At 39.1% G+C, this 15,717-nt stretch carries 17 protein-coding genes; 12 read left to right on the top strand and 5 right to left on the bottom strand.

Annotation, left to right across the window (positions count from 1 at the left end; genetic code table 11):
- Nucleotides 1-63: 63 nt before the first annotated feature.
- Both EGX73_RS01495 and EGX73_RS01490 read right to left on the bottom strand, forming a co-directional pair.
- Nucleotides 64-1,350, bottom strand: coding sequence for a metallophosphoesterase (locus tag EGX73_RS01495; RefSeq protein WP_042620360.1), 1,287 nt, complete (start codon nt 1,348-1,350; stop codon nt 64-66).
- 123 nt (nt 1,351-1,473) lie between these two features.
- Nucleotides 1,474-1,731: a hypothetical protein gene (locus EGX73_RS01490; RefSeq protein ID WP_003125689.1), complete on the bottom strand. Its 258-nt coding sequence runs from the start codon at nt 1,729-1,731 to the stop codon at nt 1,474-1,476.
- 136 nt (nt 1,732-1,867) lie between these two features.
- On the opposite strand from EGX73_RS01490, the gene EGX73_RS01485 reads away from it, so the two are divergent.
- Entirely contained in the window at nt 1,868-3,205 is a 1,338-nt protein-coding gene (locus EGX73_RS01485) for a CHAP domain-containing protein (RefSeq protein ID WP_227760635.1), read from the top strand.
- Nucleotides 3,206-3,742: 537 nt separating this feature from the next.
- Here the strand turns inward: EGX73_RS01485 and EGX73_RS01480 are convergent.
- Nucleotides 3,743-5,887 carry a UvrD-helicase domain-containing protein gene (locus EGX73_RS01480; protein ID WP_123866660.1) on the bottom strand — a complete coding sequence of 715 codons (2,145 nt, stop codon included), beginning with the start codon at nt 5,885-5,887 and terminating at the stop codon, nt 3,743-3,745.
- A 354-nt stretch (nt 5,888-6,241) separates the two neighbouring features.
- Between EGX73_RS01480 and EGX73_RS01475 the strand changes: the two genes are divergently transcribed.
- From EGX73_RS01475 to EGX73_RS01425, 11 genes are all read left to right on the top strand, one after another.
- Nucleotides 6,242-7,279, top strand: coding sequence for an NADPH dehydrogenase (locus EGX73_RS01475; RefSeq protein ID WP_003125693.1), 1,038 nt, complete (start codon nt 6,242-6,244; stop codon nt 7,277-7,279).
- A gap of 141 nt (nt 7,280-7,420) precedes the next feature.
- Entirely contained in the window at nt 7,421-7,738 is a 318-nt protein-coding gene (locus EGX73_RS01470; protein ID WP_005470611.1) for a PadR family transcriptional regulator, read from the top strand.
- Between the two features lie 4 nt (nt 7,739-7,742).
- Entirely contained in the window at nt 7,743-8,582 is an 840-nt protein-coding gene (locus tag EGX73_RS01465; RefSeq protein ID WP_029486489.1) for a hypothetical protein, read from the top strand.
- Nucleotides 8,583-8,704: 122 nt separating this feature from the next.
- Nucleotides 8,705-9,652 (top strand): tocopherol cyclase family protein, encoded by a 948-nt coding sequence (locus tag EGX73_RS01460; protein ID WP_123866659.1) that lies wholly within the window; start codon nt 8,705-8,707, stop codon nt 9,650-9,652.
- A 78-nt stretch (nt 9,653-9,730) separates the two neighbouring features.
- A complete protein-coding gene (locus EGX73_RS01455; RefSeq protein ID WP_123866658.1) occupies nt 9,731-11,710 on the top strand; it encodes a S9 family peptidase in 1,980 nt (659 codons plus the stop codon).
- A 318-nt stretch (nt 11,711-12,028) separates the two neighbouring features.
- Entirely contained in the window at nt 12,029-12,181 is a 153-nt protein-coding gene (gene rpmG, locus EGX73_RS01450) for a 50S ribosomal protein L33 (protein ID WP_003125699.1), read from the top strand.
- Nucleotides 12,182-12,239: 58 nt separating this feature from the next.
- Nucleotides 12,240-12,359 carry a putative metal homeostasis protein gene (locus tag EGX73_RS01445; RefSeq protein WP_021150266.1) on the top strand — a complete coding sequence of 40 codons (120 nt, stop codon included), beginning with the start codon at nt 12,240-12,242 and terminating at the stop codon, nt 12,357-12,359.
- A 31-nt stretch (nt 12,360-12,390) separates the two neighbouring features.
- Nucleotides 12,391-12,570 carry a 50S ribosomal protein L32 gene (gene rpmF, locus EGX73_RS01440; protein WP_086269035.1) on the top strand — a complete coding sequence of 60 codons (180 nt, stop codon included), beginning with the start codon at nt 12,391-12,393 and terminating at the stop codon, nt 12,568-12,570.
- A 16-nt stretch (nt 12,571-12,586) separates the two neighbouring features.
- Nucleotides 12,587-12,985 carry a hypothetical protein gene (locus tag EGX73_RS01435; RefSeq protein WP_005470614.1) on the top strand — a complete coding sequence of 133 codons (399 nt, stop codon included), beginning with the start codon at nt 12,587-12,589 and terminating at the stop codon, nt 12,983-12,985.
- A gap of 199 nt (nt 12,986-13,184) precedes the next feature.
- Nucleotides 13,185-13,412: a hypothetical protein gene (locus EGX73_RS01430; RefSeq protein WP_003125702.1), complete on the top strand. Its 228-nt coding sequence runs from the start codon at nt 13,185-13,187 to the stop codon at nt 13,410-13,412.
- A gap of 226 nt (nt 13,413-13,638) precedes the next feature.
- The gene (locus tag EGX73_RS01425; protein ID WP_005470615.1) at nt 13,639-14,040 is read left to right on the top strand and encodes a NusG domain II-containing protein; all 402 of its coding nucleotides are present in this window, start codon (nt 13,639-13,641) and stop codon (nt 14,038-14,040) included.
- Nucleotides 14,041-14,117: 77 nt separating this feature from the next.
- Here the strand turns inward: EGX73_RS01425 and EGX73_RS01420 are convergent, their stop codons facing one another.
- Nucleotides 14,118-14,393 carry a hypothetical protein gene (locus EGX73_RS01420; RefSeq protein ID WP_005470617.1) on the bottom strand — a complete coding sequence of 92 codons (276 nt, stop codon included), beginning with the start codon at nt 14,391-14,393 and terminating at the stop codon, nt 14,118-14,120.
- A gap of 133 nt (nt 14,394-14,526) precedes the next feature.
- Complete coding sequence (locus EGX73_RS01415) at nt 14,527-15,672, bottom strand: cation:proton antiporter (RefSeq protein WP_005470619.1); 1,146 nt, start codon at nt 15,670-15,672, stop codon at nt 14,527-14,529.
- Nucleotides 15,673-15,717: the final 45 nt, after the last annotated feature.

Below are 15,717 nucleotides of genomic sequence, written 5' to 3'. Positions count from 1 at the left end.
TTTCAAAGAATAAATATTGCATCGTTAGATAGCCTTCCCGTCTTATGACAGGAAGGCTATCGTTCATTTTATGGGAAGTGTCAGCGCATTATCTGGACTCTTATCTTCCAATAGCGAGTCAACATATTGTTTTAGAAAATAAGAATATGTTGCCAGCAGCTGGTATTCTTCAGAATGTCGAATCGTTTCTTTTTCTTCTTGCGAATAAACGTCGTCACCAGTAAATAACGCTGCATTCATCTTTGCAATAAATGTATATAATGTGTTGATTTGTTCTTCTGTCAATTCAGTAACAGATGCGAGCTGTTGGCGCACCATTTTAGTTGTATCTTGTTGAAAGATGGTTGCTTGATAGTTGCTATACTGCAAAAGGTGAGGATCTTTCCGCTTGTTCTTAGCAGCCCATTGGTCCAAATCAATCACCTTTTTTTCGTAGTTGATCGTTTTATCAGTAAGTGTTACGACCCCATAGCCAAGTTCTTGTGTGGAATAAGAGCCGGTGACAATTTCCTGAATACCAGAGGGTCCTTCTGTAATATCTTGGATATGGATGTGTCCAGAAAAAATCGCTGGTACCTGATAAGCAGTTAGTAATTGCTGCAATTGCGCCGAGTTATCTAAAATATAACCTTCTTTCAACAATGAATTATGTTCCAGAAGATTATGGTGCATGAAGAGAAGCGGTGTCTGCTGCTGTTGTTTAGCTGCTTCTAGTTGATCCTTCAGCCATTCTAAGGTGCTTTCTTTCAAGCGGCCATTCGTAGTTGGCTGGTTCCAATTCACTTGTTCTTCATAAATACATGAATCAAGTAATACTAAGCGATACTGATCATTGAGATTGATGCTATAGCTTAATGAGGTCCGATCAACACTGTCAGCTTTCTCGTAGCCTTCGGAAAAAATATCTTTGAAATCTTGCGGGCTGATTTGATCGGCATAAAATTCCTTATCCCCATCAAAAATTCTGGCCCAACCATTGTAAATCTCATGATTGCCGGGCAAACTCAGTACCATGATCGAAGCTTCTTGTAATGGTGCCAATAACTCGGCAAGAGATTCTGCACTTGCTTTCTCTCCATTCAATGTCATGTCCCCTGTCAAGATCACTCCTGTTGGCCGTTTTTCTAGGGCTTCAGCAACAAAAGCTTCCAAACTTTCTGCCTGATAGCGCATTTCTTTACCAGCGGCACCTTCAGCAAACTGGTTGAAGGCTATACTATTATCGTGAAGTGCTGACGACAGGAAATGAACATCGCTTAGCAGCCAAAATTCGCTTTCTGAATCTTGCTGCAACACACTGTTCGCTTTTTTGGTCGTCCAAAGAGCAAGCAAAAGTAAGCCGCAAACCAAAATGCTACTGATCCAGATAATTATTTTTCTTTTGGAAATGATGCTTCCTCCTTTCGAGCGGTATTCTTCCTATTATAGGAAGAGAAAACTTGCTTGTCACTTAGAAAGGATCAAGTATTTTGCTTACACGGTATCTTCTTTAATGAAAAAAGAAACGGATAAAGAGAGGGCCAAAAGAGAGAAAAAAGGGGATTCACACTGTAAAAAAGCAAATTTTTTGGTTTTTTCAGGAGTTTTTGGACTACCTGAAAAATAAAAAAGCGCTTTTTTATCGATTTCTTTTTTTGAAAAACATTTTAAAAATGCTGTTTTATCAAGCTTTATAGCTAGCATAGAAGAATATTTCTGATGAGAATTGTCTTTGAAACATTTTTGTAACATTTCTTTTATCTGTATGTCATATGCTTATGTTAGAATTCATTTGTCGTTAAATCGAACTTTAAATTTTCTTATATTAAGTAAATTTTTTATTAAGACAACTAATTTACACAAAAAGCGCTAGTCGGAGGAAAAACGAGTGAAGAAAAGTTTGTTATCAGCATTAATGGTGTGTTCTCTAACATTAACAGCAGTTGCAGGACCAGGATTAGTATCAGCAGATTCCATTGATGATCAAATCGAACAACAAAATCAAAAAATCGATTCCCTAAAAGGACAACAAGCAGATGCTCAATCACAAATCGATTCTCTAGAAGCAGAAATTGATTCAGTGAGTGCAAAAGTCAGTGACTTAGAAGCTAAACAAGTTGCACTAGGTAAAGAAGCAGAAAAATTACAAGATAAAATTGCCACTTTAAAATTACGTATCGCAAAACGTGAAGAAGCCATCAAAAAACAAGCACGCGATGTGCAAGTAAATGGTCAAAGCACAAACTTTATCGATGCAGTTCTAGAAGCAGATTCTTTGACGGATGTTATTGGTCGAGTACAAGCCATGACAACAATCGTAAATGCCAACAATGATCTAGTTGAGCAGCAAAAACGCGACAAAGAAGATGTTGAACAAAAAGTAAAAGAAAATGAAAGCAAAATTCAAGAAGTAGCAGCAACTCAAGCTGAGCTGCAAAATCAAAAAGATGCATTGGCTACAAAACAAGCAGACTTGAATGTGTTGAAAGCTAATTTAGCTGCTGAACAAGCAACAGCTGAAAAAGACAAAGATGCGTTGAACAAGAAAAAACAAGAAGCGGAAGCTGAAAAAGCACGTGTCTTGAAAGCTCAACAAGAAGCAGCGGCTGCTAAAAAAGCAGAAGAAGCAAAACAGGCAGCAGCATTGAAAGAAGCACAAGAAAAAGCAGCTGTTACAGAAGATGTTCAAACAAGTACAACGAAGACAGAAAGTTCTTCAGATACTTTTGTTGTTGAAACAGCAACTGCTGGATCATCAAGCAGCTCAAGTTCATCAAGTAATAGTTCAAATTCATCAAACAGTTCTTCATCAAATACAAATAACAGCAATAATTCTACAGTCAATACCGGTGGTAGTGGTAAAGACCACTCATCATCAGGTAACATGTATGCAGTAGGACAATGTACATGGTATGTTAAAAATCGCGCACCATGGGTTGGTACTTACTGGGGAAATGGTGCCCAATGGGGTGCCTCAGCAGCAGCTGATGGATACACAGTGAATGGAACACCAGCCGCTGGAGCAGTTGTTGTCTTTGCCGCAGGCCAATCCGTTGGCGGAGAGTGGACAGCAGATGGTACGTATGGACACGTAGCCTATGTAGAATCTTATGATCCTGCAAGCAACACCATTACGATCTCTCAAGGTGGAATGGGCTTCCCTTCACCTACAGGACCAAACACAGCAACAATGAATGCATCTGGTTATACTTACATTCATCGTTAATCAATAGATTTAACCACTAATGATTCGTCATTAGTGGTTTTTTTGTATCTGCAAATAGCGGACGCTGCTCCAACTATTCCAACTGACAGTTGGGCTTCAATGCTCTACTGTTGTGAAAATTTATGTAAAAAAGCCTTCCGCGCTTGAATAAAACAATTGAATTGGAGCAACTGACACGAGCTTCCAGGGTTGACGACCGCTGCAATTTCAATTATTGGACAAATGTTGTGACGAAATTATTCCGTCTAGTTCTCATCCCATGGGAAATCTTTGCATCTACGTTTTTAAGATCATAGAAGAAGACAAGTAAGATTATCACAAAGGGATGCGGATCAACGAAGAAGAGTCGGAGGTTGAAGGGACAAGTCAAAAAGGCTTAGGGTAAATAAAGTGAAACTTCATTTATCCTAAGCCTGGGCAGATGCATTTGCTCAAATAGACAAAAAGGTACTTTTTTCTAAAAAAACTTAGTTGTTAAGTGCTGGATCTGGCAGTAGTTTGATTCTGGGCTTTATTCAAGAATCAATGGTTTTCGGATTAGAAAAAGGCACTAAGTTCTTTTTTATAAGTAACCAGCATACTTTCCATGCTACGGGACAGCAGTGTATACAATATTCGCTTGTCTTGTGTTGTATAGAATTGTTCGTTTGAAACGTCATAAAGAATGACATGATCAAATTCTCTTCCTTTAGCGATGTCAATCGAATAAACAGGAAAGGGGAGTTGATTTGTCTGTCCTTTGAGATATTCTTCCAAAAAAGCAGCCTCCTTATGGCTCTTTGTCAGTATCGTATATTGCCTTCCGTTTTTTATGAAAGGTGTGATAGTTGCCAGCCATTCCAACTCGTTTTCAAAACGAATAAATCGGGGAGGCTCTCCGGCCGGGCGAACAGGCATGATCGACATAGTTGTATGGTTGGCAAGCTTTGCAAACAATTTAGTAATTTCACCACTGGAACGGTAGCTAGTTCGTAAGTCATAGCGTGTGACTGATTGATTGTTAGCCTCAAAGATTTCTTGAATCTCTCTAAAATCAATCGCAGAATTAAAAATTGCTTGATTTTCATCCCCAACCATGGTGAAGGCTGCTCGGGGAAATAGTGTCAATAACAGCGTACACTGAGCGGGTGTATAATCTTGGATTTCATCGATCAGCAAAAAAGCCAGCGAGGCTACAGGAAGTTTCTCGATAAATAGGTGTCGGTTGAATAAACGAATTACTGCTTCATCTAACGTGATAGTAGAATGTTTCAGATAAGGCTGTTGGGTGAACGCCGTATAATAGTGTTCTAAAAATTGATCCTCATCGATCCAGCTATTCTGTTTCAATTGTTCATCAACGACTTGATACCTCGTTCGCAATAATTGTTCAGTATACTTTTGAATACTGGAGGGAGAGTCGTCTTCGATCAAATGACCAAAGTATCGTTGCTGCTGCTGTTCAGAAAGTGCTAATACTTGATCTTGCAAGTGGTTCTTTTTGGCATTTCTGATCAATTGTGACTCCCACTCATTTATTAATCGTTTCTTGGTTGCTTGCAATCGCTCGATCATAGGGAGTTGTGGTGTAGATTGATAGATTGACTGAATCTTTTCTTTGGCTATAACGACTTTACCCTTTCGAAGGATTGAGTGAAACGAAGGTTCGATCAGGGCTGTCTTGCTGGCTGATTCTTGCAGAAAGGCCACAAACTCATTGCTGCGGAGCGTTTCTGTTTGAAAAGAAGTAGGTTCTTGTAAACGGAAAAAATAGGCTTCCTCATTTTCTAAAGGAACTGTATTTGCTTCTTGCAGCAAATACGAGCAAAATTGACGAATCGTCTGATTTAAAGGATTCTTTTCACCTAATGAAGGCAAGACATCTGAGATATAGTGGATAAAATCTTGATTGGGTGAAAGGATCAGTACATTGTCAGATGTGATCTGACTACGGTATTGATACAATAAATAAGCGACCCGTTGCATAATAACTGAGGTTTTTCCACTACCGGCTACTCCATTGACCAATAAGGTTTGACTTGATTGGTCACGAATGACTGCATTCTGCTCTCTTTGGATGGATGTTGTGATGTCGCGCATTTTTTTGCCGTCGTTCTTTTCTAGTGCGGTCAATAAGACATCATCTTGGATCGCGACAGAAGTATCGAAAAAGCGGATCAGTTTATCATGAGCGACAATTAATTGCCGTCTATTTTTAATAGATACAGCAATTTCATGTTCATTGACTTGGTAAGAAGAATCCCCTAACGTATTGTTATAAAAAAGCTCAGCGATTGGAGAGCGCCAATCATAGACTAAGTTATGACTATCTTCAACTGCAAAGCCGTTGATGCCAATATAAAAGGATTCAGCGGATTCACCATCAAGAAAGTCAACGACTATTTTCCCGAAATAGGGTGACTGGAGCAAACGTTCTACGGCTGCCAGTTCTTTTTCGGCTGTTTGCAAACTCAGATTCATTTGGTCAATTTCACGATTTTTGCTCTCAATGGCAGCATAAGTTTCCAGACTGTCTGACAAGTTATCAAAATTGAGTCGAATATCCGTGCCAATTGTTTGGAGGTCTTGCAAATGGCTTGCGTAGCCTTTATCCAGAAAAGAGCGTAGGGCTTTTTTTCGAGTGACCAATTTTTGATAAACAAAAGATAAATGACGTTTCTCTAATATGCGTTGCTTTTCCATCTGTTTTCACATCCATTTCCCAGAGTATGTTTCATTATACGAGGTGGCGGCAAAAATACTAGTCTGTTTTTTACTCGTTTTTTCCTGTATAATAACTATAGGGAAAAGAATTGCTGATAGAATTATTAATCAGCAATTCTTTTTTGTTTTTAAAAATAATAAAGGCTAACTCCATACTTAGCTAACGGGAGACTGTAGTTTTCAGCAAAGTAAATTGACTTTTGGTCTATTCGCCTACTGTTCTTTGATTCATGTTCAAAAAAACAAACTCTTTCTGCTTGTATTTCTATGTGTAACAACTATACTGATAACAAGCAGAAAATGCAATTTAATGAGTAGCGGAGGAATGTCAGTATGTCATTACTATTATCGCCAGTTGAACTGGCGGGGTTATCGTTAGAGAATCGTGTTGTCCTTTCACCAATGTGCATGTATGAAGTGAAAAAAGAGGATGGGATTGCCACGCCATTTCACTTTGTTCACTATGGTGCTCGTGCATTAAGTAAAGTTGGCTTGCTGATCATTGAGTCAACTGCTGTGGAAGCAGATGGACGAATCACCAAGAATGATCTTGGTTTATGGAATGAAGCGCAACAAGTTGAGTTATCAAAACTCGTTGCATTGCTTCATGGTTTCGGTAGCAAAGTGGGGCTTCAGTTGAACCATGCTGGGCGCAAAGCAGCGGATGCAGGTTACCCAATAGCACCTAGCGCCGTTCGCTTTAACGAAAGCTATGCTGTTCCTCACGAAATGACGCTTGCTGAAATCAATCGTGTCCAAGAATCCTTTGTGGCAGCAGCCAAACGTGCGCAAGCTGCTGGCGTAGACATGATTGAATTGCACGGAGCTCACGGATATTTGATTGATCAATTTCTCTCACCAATCGTGAATCAGCGGACAGATGAATATGGCGGATCATTAGCAAGCCGCTATCGTTTCGTCAAAGAAATTGTTCAAGCGGTTCGAGCTGTCTTTGATGGGTCACTTTGGATGCGGTTGTCGTTAACCGATTATGAAACAGAGGATAAACAAAATTCAATCACAGAATGGCAACAAATTGGACAGTGGCTTGAAGCAGATGGGATTGATTGTTTAGATATCTCTACGGGCGGTTTGTTAGATAGAAAGCCAACGATCCCGGTTTATGAAGGGTATCAAACACCTTTTGCAACAGCTATGAAAGCAGCTGTTAAGATCCCAGTGGCTACCGTTGGGATGCTGGATAACCCTAATTTATGTGAACACATTCTGCAAACCAAGCAAGCGGATTTAATTTTACAAGGACGAGCGTTGATTAGAAATATTCACTGGTTGGCAGATGCCGCTACCCAGCTCCACGATCGCTCATTTCAACCTTATAATGATTCCTATGGGCGAGGAATCAAAAGATAACCGAAAACACAGTATGTTTACACGTACTGTGTTTTTATTTTTTTAGCTAGTATGCTTTACATACTAGATGCTTTTTGATATACTCAAATCAACTAATAGGTAAAACATACTAGTAGGAGATGATTCGTGGAGGTGAATGTCGTGAGAGAAACGCAACTGTTAAAGGGCGTCTTAGATGGATGTGTCTTGCAGATTATTTCAAAAAAAGAAATTTATGGGTACGAGCTTGTACAAGAATTGAGAGGATATGGTTTTGAAACGATCGTTGGCGGTACGATTTACCCCTTACTTCAGAAACTGGAGAAACAACGTTTGATCAAAGCTGAACTGAAAAAATCACCAGATGGACCAGACAGGAAATATTTTTCATTGACAGAAGCTGGAGAAGAGTACCTAAACAGCTTTAAACAACAGTGGGAAAACCTAGTGAGTAAAGTAGAACGAATTATTGAGGAGTGAGAACATGAATAAGAAAAAACAACTAGCTTATTACCGAGACAAAACAAATGAGATTTCAAAACAACTGTCAGCAAGCAATCAGAAATATTTTGAAGATTTGAGGGAGTACTTATTTTTTTCTAGCCTGTTTCAAGATGAATATGCTGTGGTTGCTCAAGTCTATGAGATAGCCAATGATTTACTTGAAGCCCAAAATCATGGTGAAACAGCAGAAGAATATTTTGGGAAAAATCCTAAAGAAATGGCAGATGAGCTGTTGCGTAACACACCTAAAAGCCGTTTGATCGATCAGTTGAATTTGATTTATATTATGGTCGGCGTCTCATGGCTGGTCAAACTGTTTAATGACTTTTCTTCTGATAGTGTCTTGCAGTTAAATCTTTATTCTTATGTGACAACTGCTGTTTTTTCAGTCGTTTTGGTCATCCTTTTTTTCTTTGGGGTGCAAAAAACGATTTATTTAAAGCAAGGTTTTTTTCAGAGTAAGTTAAAGAAATTTTTGGTTTTGTGGGTGATAGCGATGGTCTGGATTGGTGGTTTGGTTTTACTGAATCTATATACCCCTAACCTTTTTGTGGTGACGTTATCTTATCCAATGGATATGGTGCTAATGTTGGTGCTATTAGTCGCTGCCTGCGCCTTGATTTTCTTGCGCAAGGAAAAAGACTTTTATCCCGTCGCCTTTATGCTAACGATTTTCGTTATACTTGGAATCCTTCAACGATGGGCCTCCAAAGAGAATTTGACAAATGATAATCGGTTTAAAGGGCTGTTGATTGCATTGCTTGTGGCAGCTTTTGCTGTTTATATCCTTTGGACCAGACGTTCTGCAAAAGATAAGTAAGCCGTGATCGAGAATACGAACAGAAAAATCGTAGATCTTACAATCCTGGATTGGTGAAAACGTCATAACCCATCTTTTGTGCCATTCATGCTACACTAGTTGTAGCTGAATGGAGGGAACGTATGGCGATTACAACAGATCTTTTTTTTCATGGCAATACGAAGAAAGCTGCATTTTTTGAAGGATGGTATTTCAAACATCAAATTGGGGATGAGGTGTATGCATTTATTCCAGGGCTATCGATTGAATCGGATGGAAGAAAACAGCCATTTATTCAAGTGATCAGCCATGAAGGATCCCATTATTTCCCCTTTAGTGAAGCGGAATTTTCAGCTGCTGAAGACCAGTTATTAATTAAGATCGGGGAGAATTACTTTAGTGAACGAGGAATTTCGCTATCATTAGAGAGTACTGAATTATCAGTTAAAGGCACATTGACCTACGGTGCCTTTCATCCAATATCTCGGAGTCGCTATGCCCCAAGTATTATGGGGCCTTTTTCCTACCTTTCATTTATGGAATGCTACCATGGTATTTTAAGTATGGCTCATAGCCTCTCGGGAACTTTGCTATGGAATGAGCAGTCACTTGATTTCTCTGAAGGAATCGGGTATCTCGAAAAAGACTGGGGAACCTCGTTTCCTGCTGCCTATCTATGGGTACAATGCAATCGATTTGAGGCACCTGATGTCCGTTTCTTTTTCTCAGCAGCAGACATTCCTTTTTTAGGAACGGCTTTTTTAGGGATTATTTCAGTCTTACAAATAGGGGATAAAGAATATCGCTTGGCAACGTATTATGGTGCCCGCTTAGATTCTGTGACTCGCAAACAAGGTCGATTAGTGATTATTGTTAGGCAAAAAGTGCTTGAACTAACGATTGAAGTTGCAGAAAAAGAGGGCCATTCCTTGATGGCACCAACGGATGGTGTGATGAATCGAATTATTCGGGAAAGTGCCAGTACGGAGATTTTGCTGACGTTGATAGAAAATGGTCAGACGATTTTCCGACAAACGGGTTTCTCTGCCGGTTTTGAAGAATCCGGCATCGTTCGTGGATATACCTATTAAGAATAAAGAGTAAATCCGCTGACATCACGTCAGCGGATTTTGCTATAATGGAATTATCCTAATTTTGGAGGCGGGTAAATGAAAATAAAAAAAGAGTCGTTGTTTGAGTTGAAGAGTGTGGCACAGCCAGTAGCGGCTGGGAACCGTATCTTTTATCTTGAGAATACGGTTAACGAAGAAAAGAACTGCTATCAATCAGAAATTTTCAGTGTTGATCGAGAGACAAAAGAAAGGCAGGTATGGGGCAACCAATTAAAAAATAGTACCGAGCTAAAAGTTTCTCCCGATGAAAAATGGCTGAGCTTTCTGTCGACAGAGAAAGAAACAGAAAAAAATCAACTAATGATTATGCCGTTAAACGGTGGACGAGCTTCTGTCTTAGTAGCAGAGCAGGGAATCAGCAATTATTTTTGGACAGACGATGCTACAGCGGTCTATTATCAAGTCTCAGCAGATAAATCAAAAGAACGAGTGGATGACTCTGAGAAAAAATACGATACGTCAAAAGAAAAAGCTGCTGAAAACGATTTTCCTAAAATAAAAATGACGACCAAATTAGGCTATCAAGCAGATGGTGCGGGCTTTTTATCTGAGAAAATCACGCGCGTAAAGAAAGTCTTATTAACGACGAAAGAATCAGCAACTATTTTTGAAACAGATCTGGAAATCCATCTTGAAGCAATCATGGAAAAAGAGCAAGGTCTACTCTATACCGCAGAGACGAAACCCGAACGAGAATGGCATTATGGAAGTATGCTGTATGCGTATGATCTGACAACGAATCAGCATCACTCATTTGAATCTGATCTGCCTGAAGGGACTTATTCTTTTGCTGCTTTATCTGGCAACCAACTGCTGCTTTTGGGGAATGACCTAACCTATGGATTTGTTACCCAGGAAGATCTTTATCTCATGGACCTTGAAACAAAGGAAGTAGTCAACCTCTCAAATGAACAAGACCTTGCCATCGGCAATACGATCATCGGTGATTTTCAACAAAAAAATCGTGGTGTTTCAGTAACCTGGATCAACAAACAACAGTTTATTGTACCAGTGACTACTCATGGAAAATTGCAATTGTACCGTGTCGATACGAAAGGACAATGGACATTACTATTTGACCAATTAATGGATATCACTGATGCAGCAAAGATTGATGAAACCCACTTAGCAATCACTTATTCGACACTAACGATCCCAAGTCGACTAGCGGTGCTTGACTTAACTAGTGGCGAGCTAGAACTAGTAGCTGATCCGAATGAAGCTCTGATGAATGAACTGTCGATCAGTGAACCGCAGCGTTTTTGGTATGAGGGAGCAGATGGTTGGCAAATCCAAGGATGGTATCTACCACCGATCGAGACCAGTCAAGAGCACCCTGCGATTTTATATATTCACGGTGGACCGCAAGTTTGCTACGGGGAGACTTTCTTTCACGAAATGCAAGTTCATGCAGCCAATGGTTACGGAGTGATATTGCTGAATCCTCGCGGTGGGCAAGGCTATGGTCAGGAGTTTGTTCGCTCGATCCTAGGAGATTATGGCAATAAAGATTACCAAGACTTGCTCTTAGGTGTGGATGACGTGCTTAATCATCATCCAGAGATCGATCCCCAAAAAATTCATGTCGTTGGCGGTAGTTATGGGGGCTTTATGACCAATTGGATCGTAGGGCACACGGATCGTTTCTGCTCTGCCGTCACACAGCGGTCGATCTCCAATTGGATCAGTTTCTATGGAACCAGCGACATTGGACCATTTTTCGTAAAATATCAGTTGCTGCATGACCTAGATGAGTCTAAGACACTCTGGGAAATGTCACCATTAGCGTATGCAGATCATGTCAGCACACCAACGCTTGTTTTACATGGCGAAAATGATCTGCGTTGTCCGCAAGAACAAGGGCAACAATTTTATACGGCATTAAAACGGAATGACATTGACACGAAATTGATCCTCTTTCCGCATTCTAGTCATGGCCTTTCTCGCAGCGGGTTGCCCAATCTACGTCTTGAACGCTTATCGGCTATCACGGAATGGATGAAGACACACGAATAATAAAAAACAAGATACCAGTAAAGTATTGGATAATTACTAGAACAATTTTTAAGAAGTTGTTCTAAAATACCAGCTTGCGGGTATCTTATTTTTTTGTTAAATCAAAGTTTTTAAAGAGAGAAACAGCTATTTTTATTTCTGGTATTTTATTAAATAGAATTTTTTTCAGAAACGATCAACGACTCATATGAAACATCTTTCATTTATAAAATAACAAAAATATAAAAAACTTCTTGAATCTTCTACTCTTCTATGATAAGGTTTAAAACGTAATCGTTACGTTTTGTTTTTGAAGAGATTTTTGGAAGGAGTTTGAGGATGCAAAATAATATTATATTGGAATGTGTAGAAACCGGAGAACGACTCTATCTGACTAGCAAAAATCAGCGCAACACACCCTATCGATTGGAATTAAAAAAATATTCACCAAAACTACGGCGAAAAGCAATTTTTCGTGAAATAAAGAAGTGAGTAAAGAATACAGATGAATCTTAAAGAGAGAAGTAGGACGATAAAGGAGGAAAAATGATTGGAAAAAACAGATCTGGCAAGTGCTTATCGCCGCTTGAAAAGTCCAAATATCAAGACTCGCAAGCGTGCGCTAAAAATTATCCATGAATACAAGCGGAACAAGAAAAAAATTAGCTAACGAAACTATTTTTCCAAGAAAGGATTAAAAAATGGCAGTACCAGCTAGAAAAACTTCAAAGGCAAAGAAAAACCGGCGGCGGAGAAATCAACAATTGAAGAAGCCAGCCATCCATTTTGACAGTACCAGTGGGAATTATACACGAAGTCACCATGTGTCATTAAAGGAATATCTTTTGAAGAAACTGATCATAACGAAAGCAAATGACTGAAAGGAAGTAGAGAATAATGATGATCCAATATCCATCATTGGTTGAAGAGGCTTATTGCTACAAAAAGAAAGTTGATCCGACAGTCACTAAAGCAGAAATTTTTCAGCTGTTATATCACAAAGGATTGATTGGGCCAAAGGGTGAACCAACCAAAGAAGCATTAGATTCAGGTTACGTAAAGGATTATACAGAGTCCATGGACCTGACATACACTGACTTCTTGATTCTTTATCCAGTATTTGCCAGGTTTTCGGCTGACCATTTCAAAAAGATCGACCATTTCTGGGAAATGGATCGAACACTGCAAGAAAGGATTTTAGGTGAAGTAGAAATGAATCAGTTTACAGAGGATGAATTGATTGATTTATCGGCTTATTTTGAAGACCGTAGATTATCAGAACCAACTATCGAATAGAAAGATCAATTGAAAAAAGCTTTTTTCAATAGAAGATATGCAAATACTTTAACAAAAAAACGGTGTTGTTTTCCATCCGAAAAATAGCCCTTCCTACTTTCGTTTTTCTTTTGGAGATATTAAAACTGGGAAAAACAAAGCAAATCAATTTGGTTTTTAAATAGAAGTTGCTACAATAAGATTCAGGAGGGGAAGTACAATGAAAAAAATTGAAGATGTGAAAGAAACTGAGGTGCTTGCCAAAGCCTATATCGCTGTAAAAGGGTATCAAGACCAAATCAATGTTTCAGGGGATGAAGTAAGTTTTTCCGGAGAAGTCGACAGTGGTAAGCATGATGGGGTACCAAGCAAATTACCCGATACAGAAGATGAAATCAAACAAGCAATCGATCAAATGATTGAAACCATTAAAAAAGAAACGATTTAAGTAGCCACAGCTGACAATGATGCAAAAACAGGAAGCATCCATTGAAACGCATAATGAGCACAACCAATCATTTATGATTTTAATTGTATTCAATAAAAAGGCATTGGCAAAATCAGGTGATTTTTGCCAATGCCTTTTTATTCAATTATTGAAATCAGCAAAGGACATAACTAGACGACTAGCTGTTTTAAAGAAAAAACAGTAAAAAAAGAAAGAGGTGATACGAATGAGGCTGCTAGATTCTTTTATTCGTTTATTAAAACCCTTTGATTACCTCCTCTTTGCTGCATTGATTGTAGGATCTTTTCTGCCAGTCTTTTTCTCTGCCCAAGCTACGGAACATACAGGTGATCGTTACGCCATTGTTCGAATCAACGGGCAGGAGGTTGATCGATTCAACCTCGAAAAAATAGAATCATTGACAAAAACGTATGTTCCGTCTAGAAAACAATATAATATTATCGAAATAAATAACGGGAACATTCGCGTGAAAGAAGACAATAGTCCAGATCAGATTGCTGTTAAAACGGGCTGGATCTCTCAAAATGGACAAACCAGTATCTGTTTGCCTCATAAATTAGTGATCGAGATCTATCAAGCAGGAAGCGATGACTATTATATTTACTGATTGAGACCGTCTGGATTGAATAGTATTTATCGTAGAAGCAGTTGAAAAGTGCTCTTGCCAGTCATTCTAAACAAGAGTTAGTTCTGCCTTTTTGAATGATCAACAACTCGTCTTTGTTCTTCTAAAAAATAGTTGAATGTTTCGTCATTGTTTCCGGTAATATCGATGGTGCCTCTATTGATTTTAACGAGTGCACCATTTGCACCGCCGGATCCGGTATCGACCATGGGGTGCCACCCTTTATGAGGATCTTTTCCTCTTTCACGTAATTCAAAGTTCTTTTTTCTTAAAATCAGTTTTTTTTGCTCTTTTTTCTTTTGGTGATTTTCAATGGAGTTCTTGATGATTTTCATGAGAATACGCCCTTTCACGGTGTGTTGTCGGCCTTTTGATCCTATATAGCTTTATTGTAATGTTTTTTTGCTTTAAATACAATAAAACACCTTCTCAACTGAATTGAGAAGGTGTTTTGCCTTTTACGATGCATCAATAGATTTTTTTTGTAAAATATTTCAAAATCAGTGGGGAGATCAGTGTGCTCAATAAAACCACAATTACTAAGGGTGAATAAAGAGCAGGTGTGATCAAGTTATTTTGTTGTCCGATTTGTAAAATGATCAGAGCCATTTCGCCGCGAGATATCATCCCTGCACCAACCATCCAAGCACTATTGTTGGAGAACTGAGCGATTTTTCCGCCAGCAAAACCTCCGACAAGTTTAGTCAAAATAGCTACTACCGTAAAGGCTAAGATAAAGAGTAATTGCTCATTCAACAAAGAAAAGTCTACTTCTAAGCCGACACTAACAAAGAATACTGGAATAAACACGGCATATCCCAATGCTTCTACACTGTGTTCCACTTCTTCTTTGACTTTTGTTTGGCTAACAGCGATCCCGGCAAAGAAAGCACCAATCACAGAGCTCAAGCCGACTAAGTCAGCAAGATAAGCCATACCTAAACAGATGATCAGAGACATGATGATGACTGAGGCATTGGCAAAGAGCTTTTCTGCTAAAGAAAGTAAGAACGGCGCAATCCATTTAACAAGTAAGAAGATCAAAACAAAATAAATAAGTTCTACAAATAGTGTGACAGGCAAAGGGGTGCTTTGCGTACCAGAACCTCCCAAAAAGGAAAGGCTGAGGCTCAATACCAAAACGACCAAAATATCGTCGACAACTGAGGCGCCTAGAATCGTCGAACCCTCTTTGGTATTAACAACATTTAGTTCTTTGAGTACCTCGACAGAGATACTGACAGAAGTTGCTGCTAGAACAATACCAAAAAAGAAGGCTTCCGTTCCGCTGCTTTGAAATCCGATACCTGTGAGATAGCCGAATAACATCGGGAAGAGGATCCCCAAGATCGCTACAAACATTCCAGGGCGAAAATAGCGTTTCAGTAAAGAAATATCACTTTCTAAACCAGCTAAAAACATTAGCAAAATAACACCGATCTCAGAAAAATCGTGTACTAAAATGTCTGGATGTACCCAATTAAGTCCTGCACCTCCTAATAAAACACCAGCCAACAATTGCCCAATTACAGCAGGGACGCCAATCCGTCTTGCTATATGAGAGAAAAGAGTTGTTGTGAGGAGGATTAGGCATAAGATACCCACAAATTCCATTAAATTCATCCTTCTTTCTTTCAAATAATCATTTTTAGTATAGCA

It is taken from the genome of Enterococcus sp. FDAARGOS_553 (assembly GCF_003812305.1).
GTDB lineage: Bacteria > Bacillota > Bacilli > Lactobacillales > Enterococcaceae > Enterococcus_D > Enterococcus_D gallinarum.
This window is presented reverse-complemented; position numbering and strand designations above follow the sequence as displayed.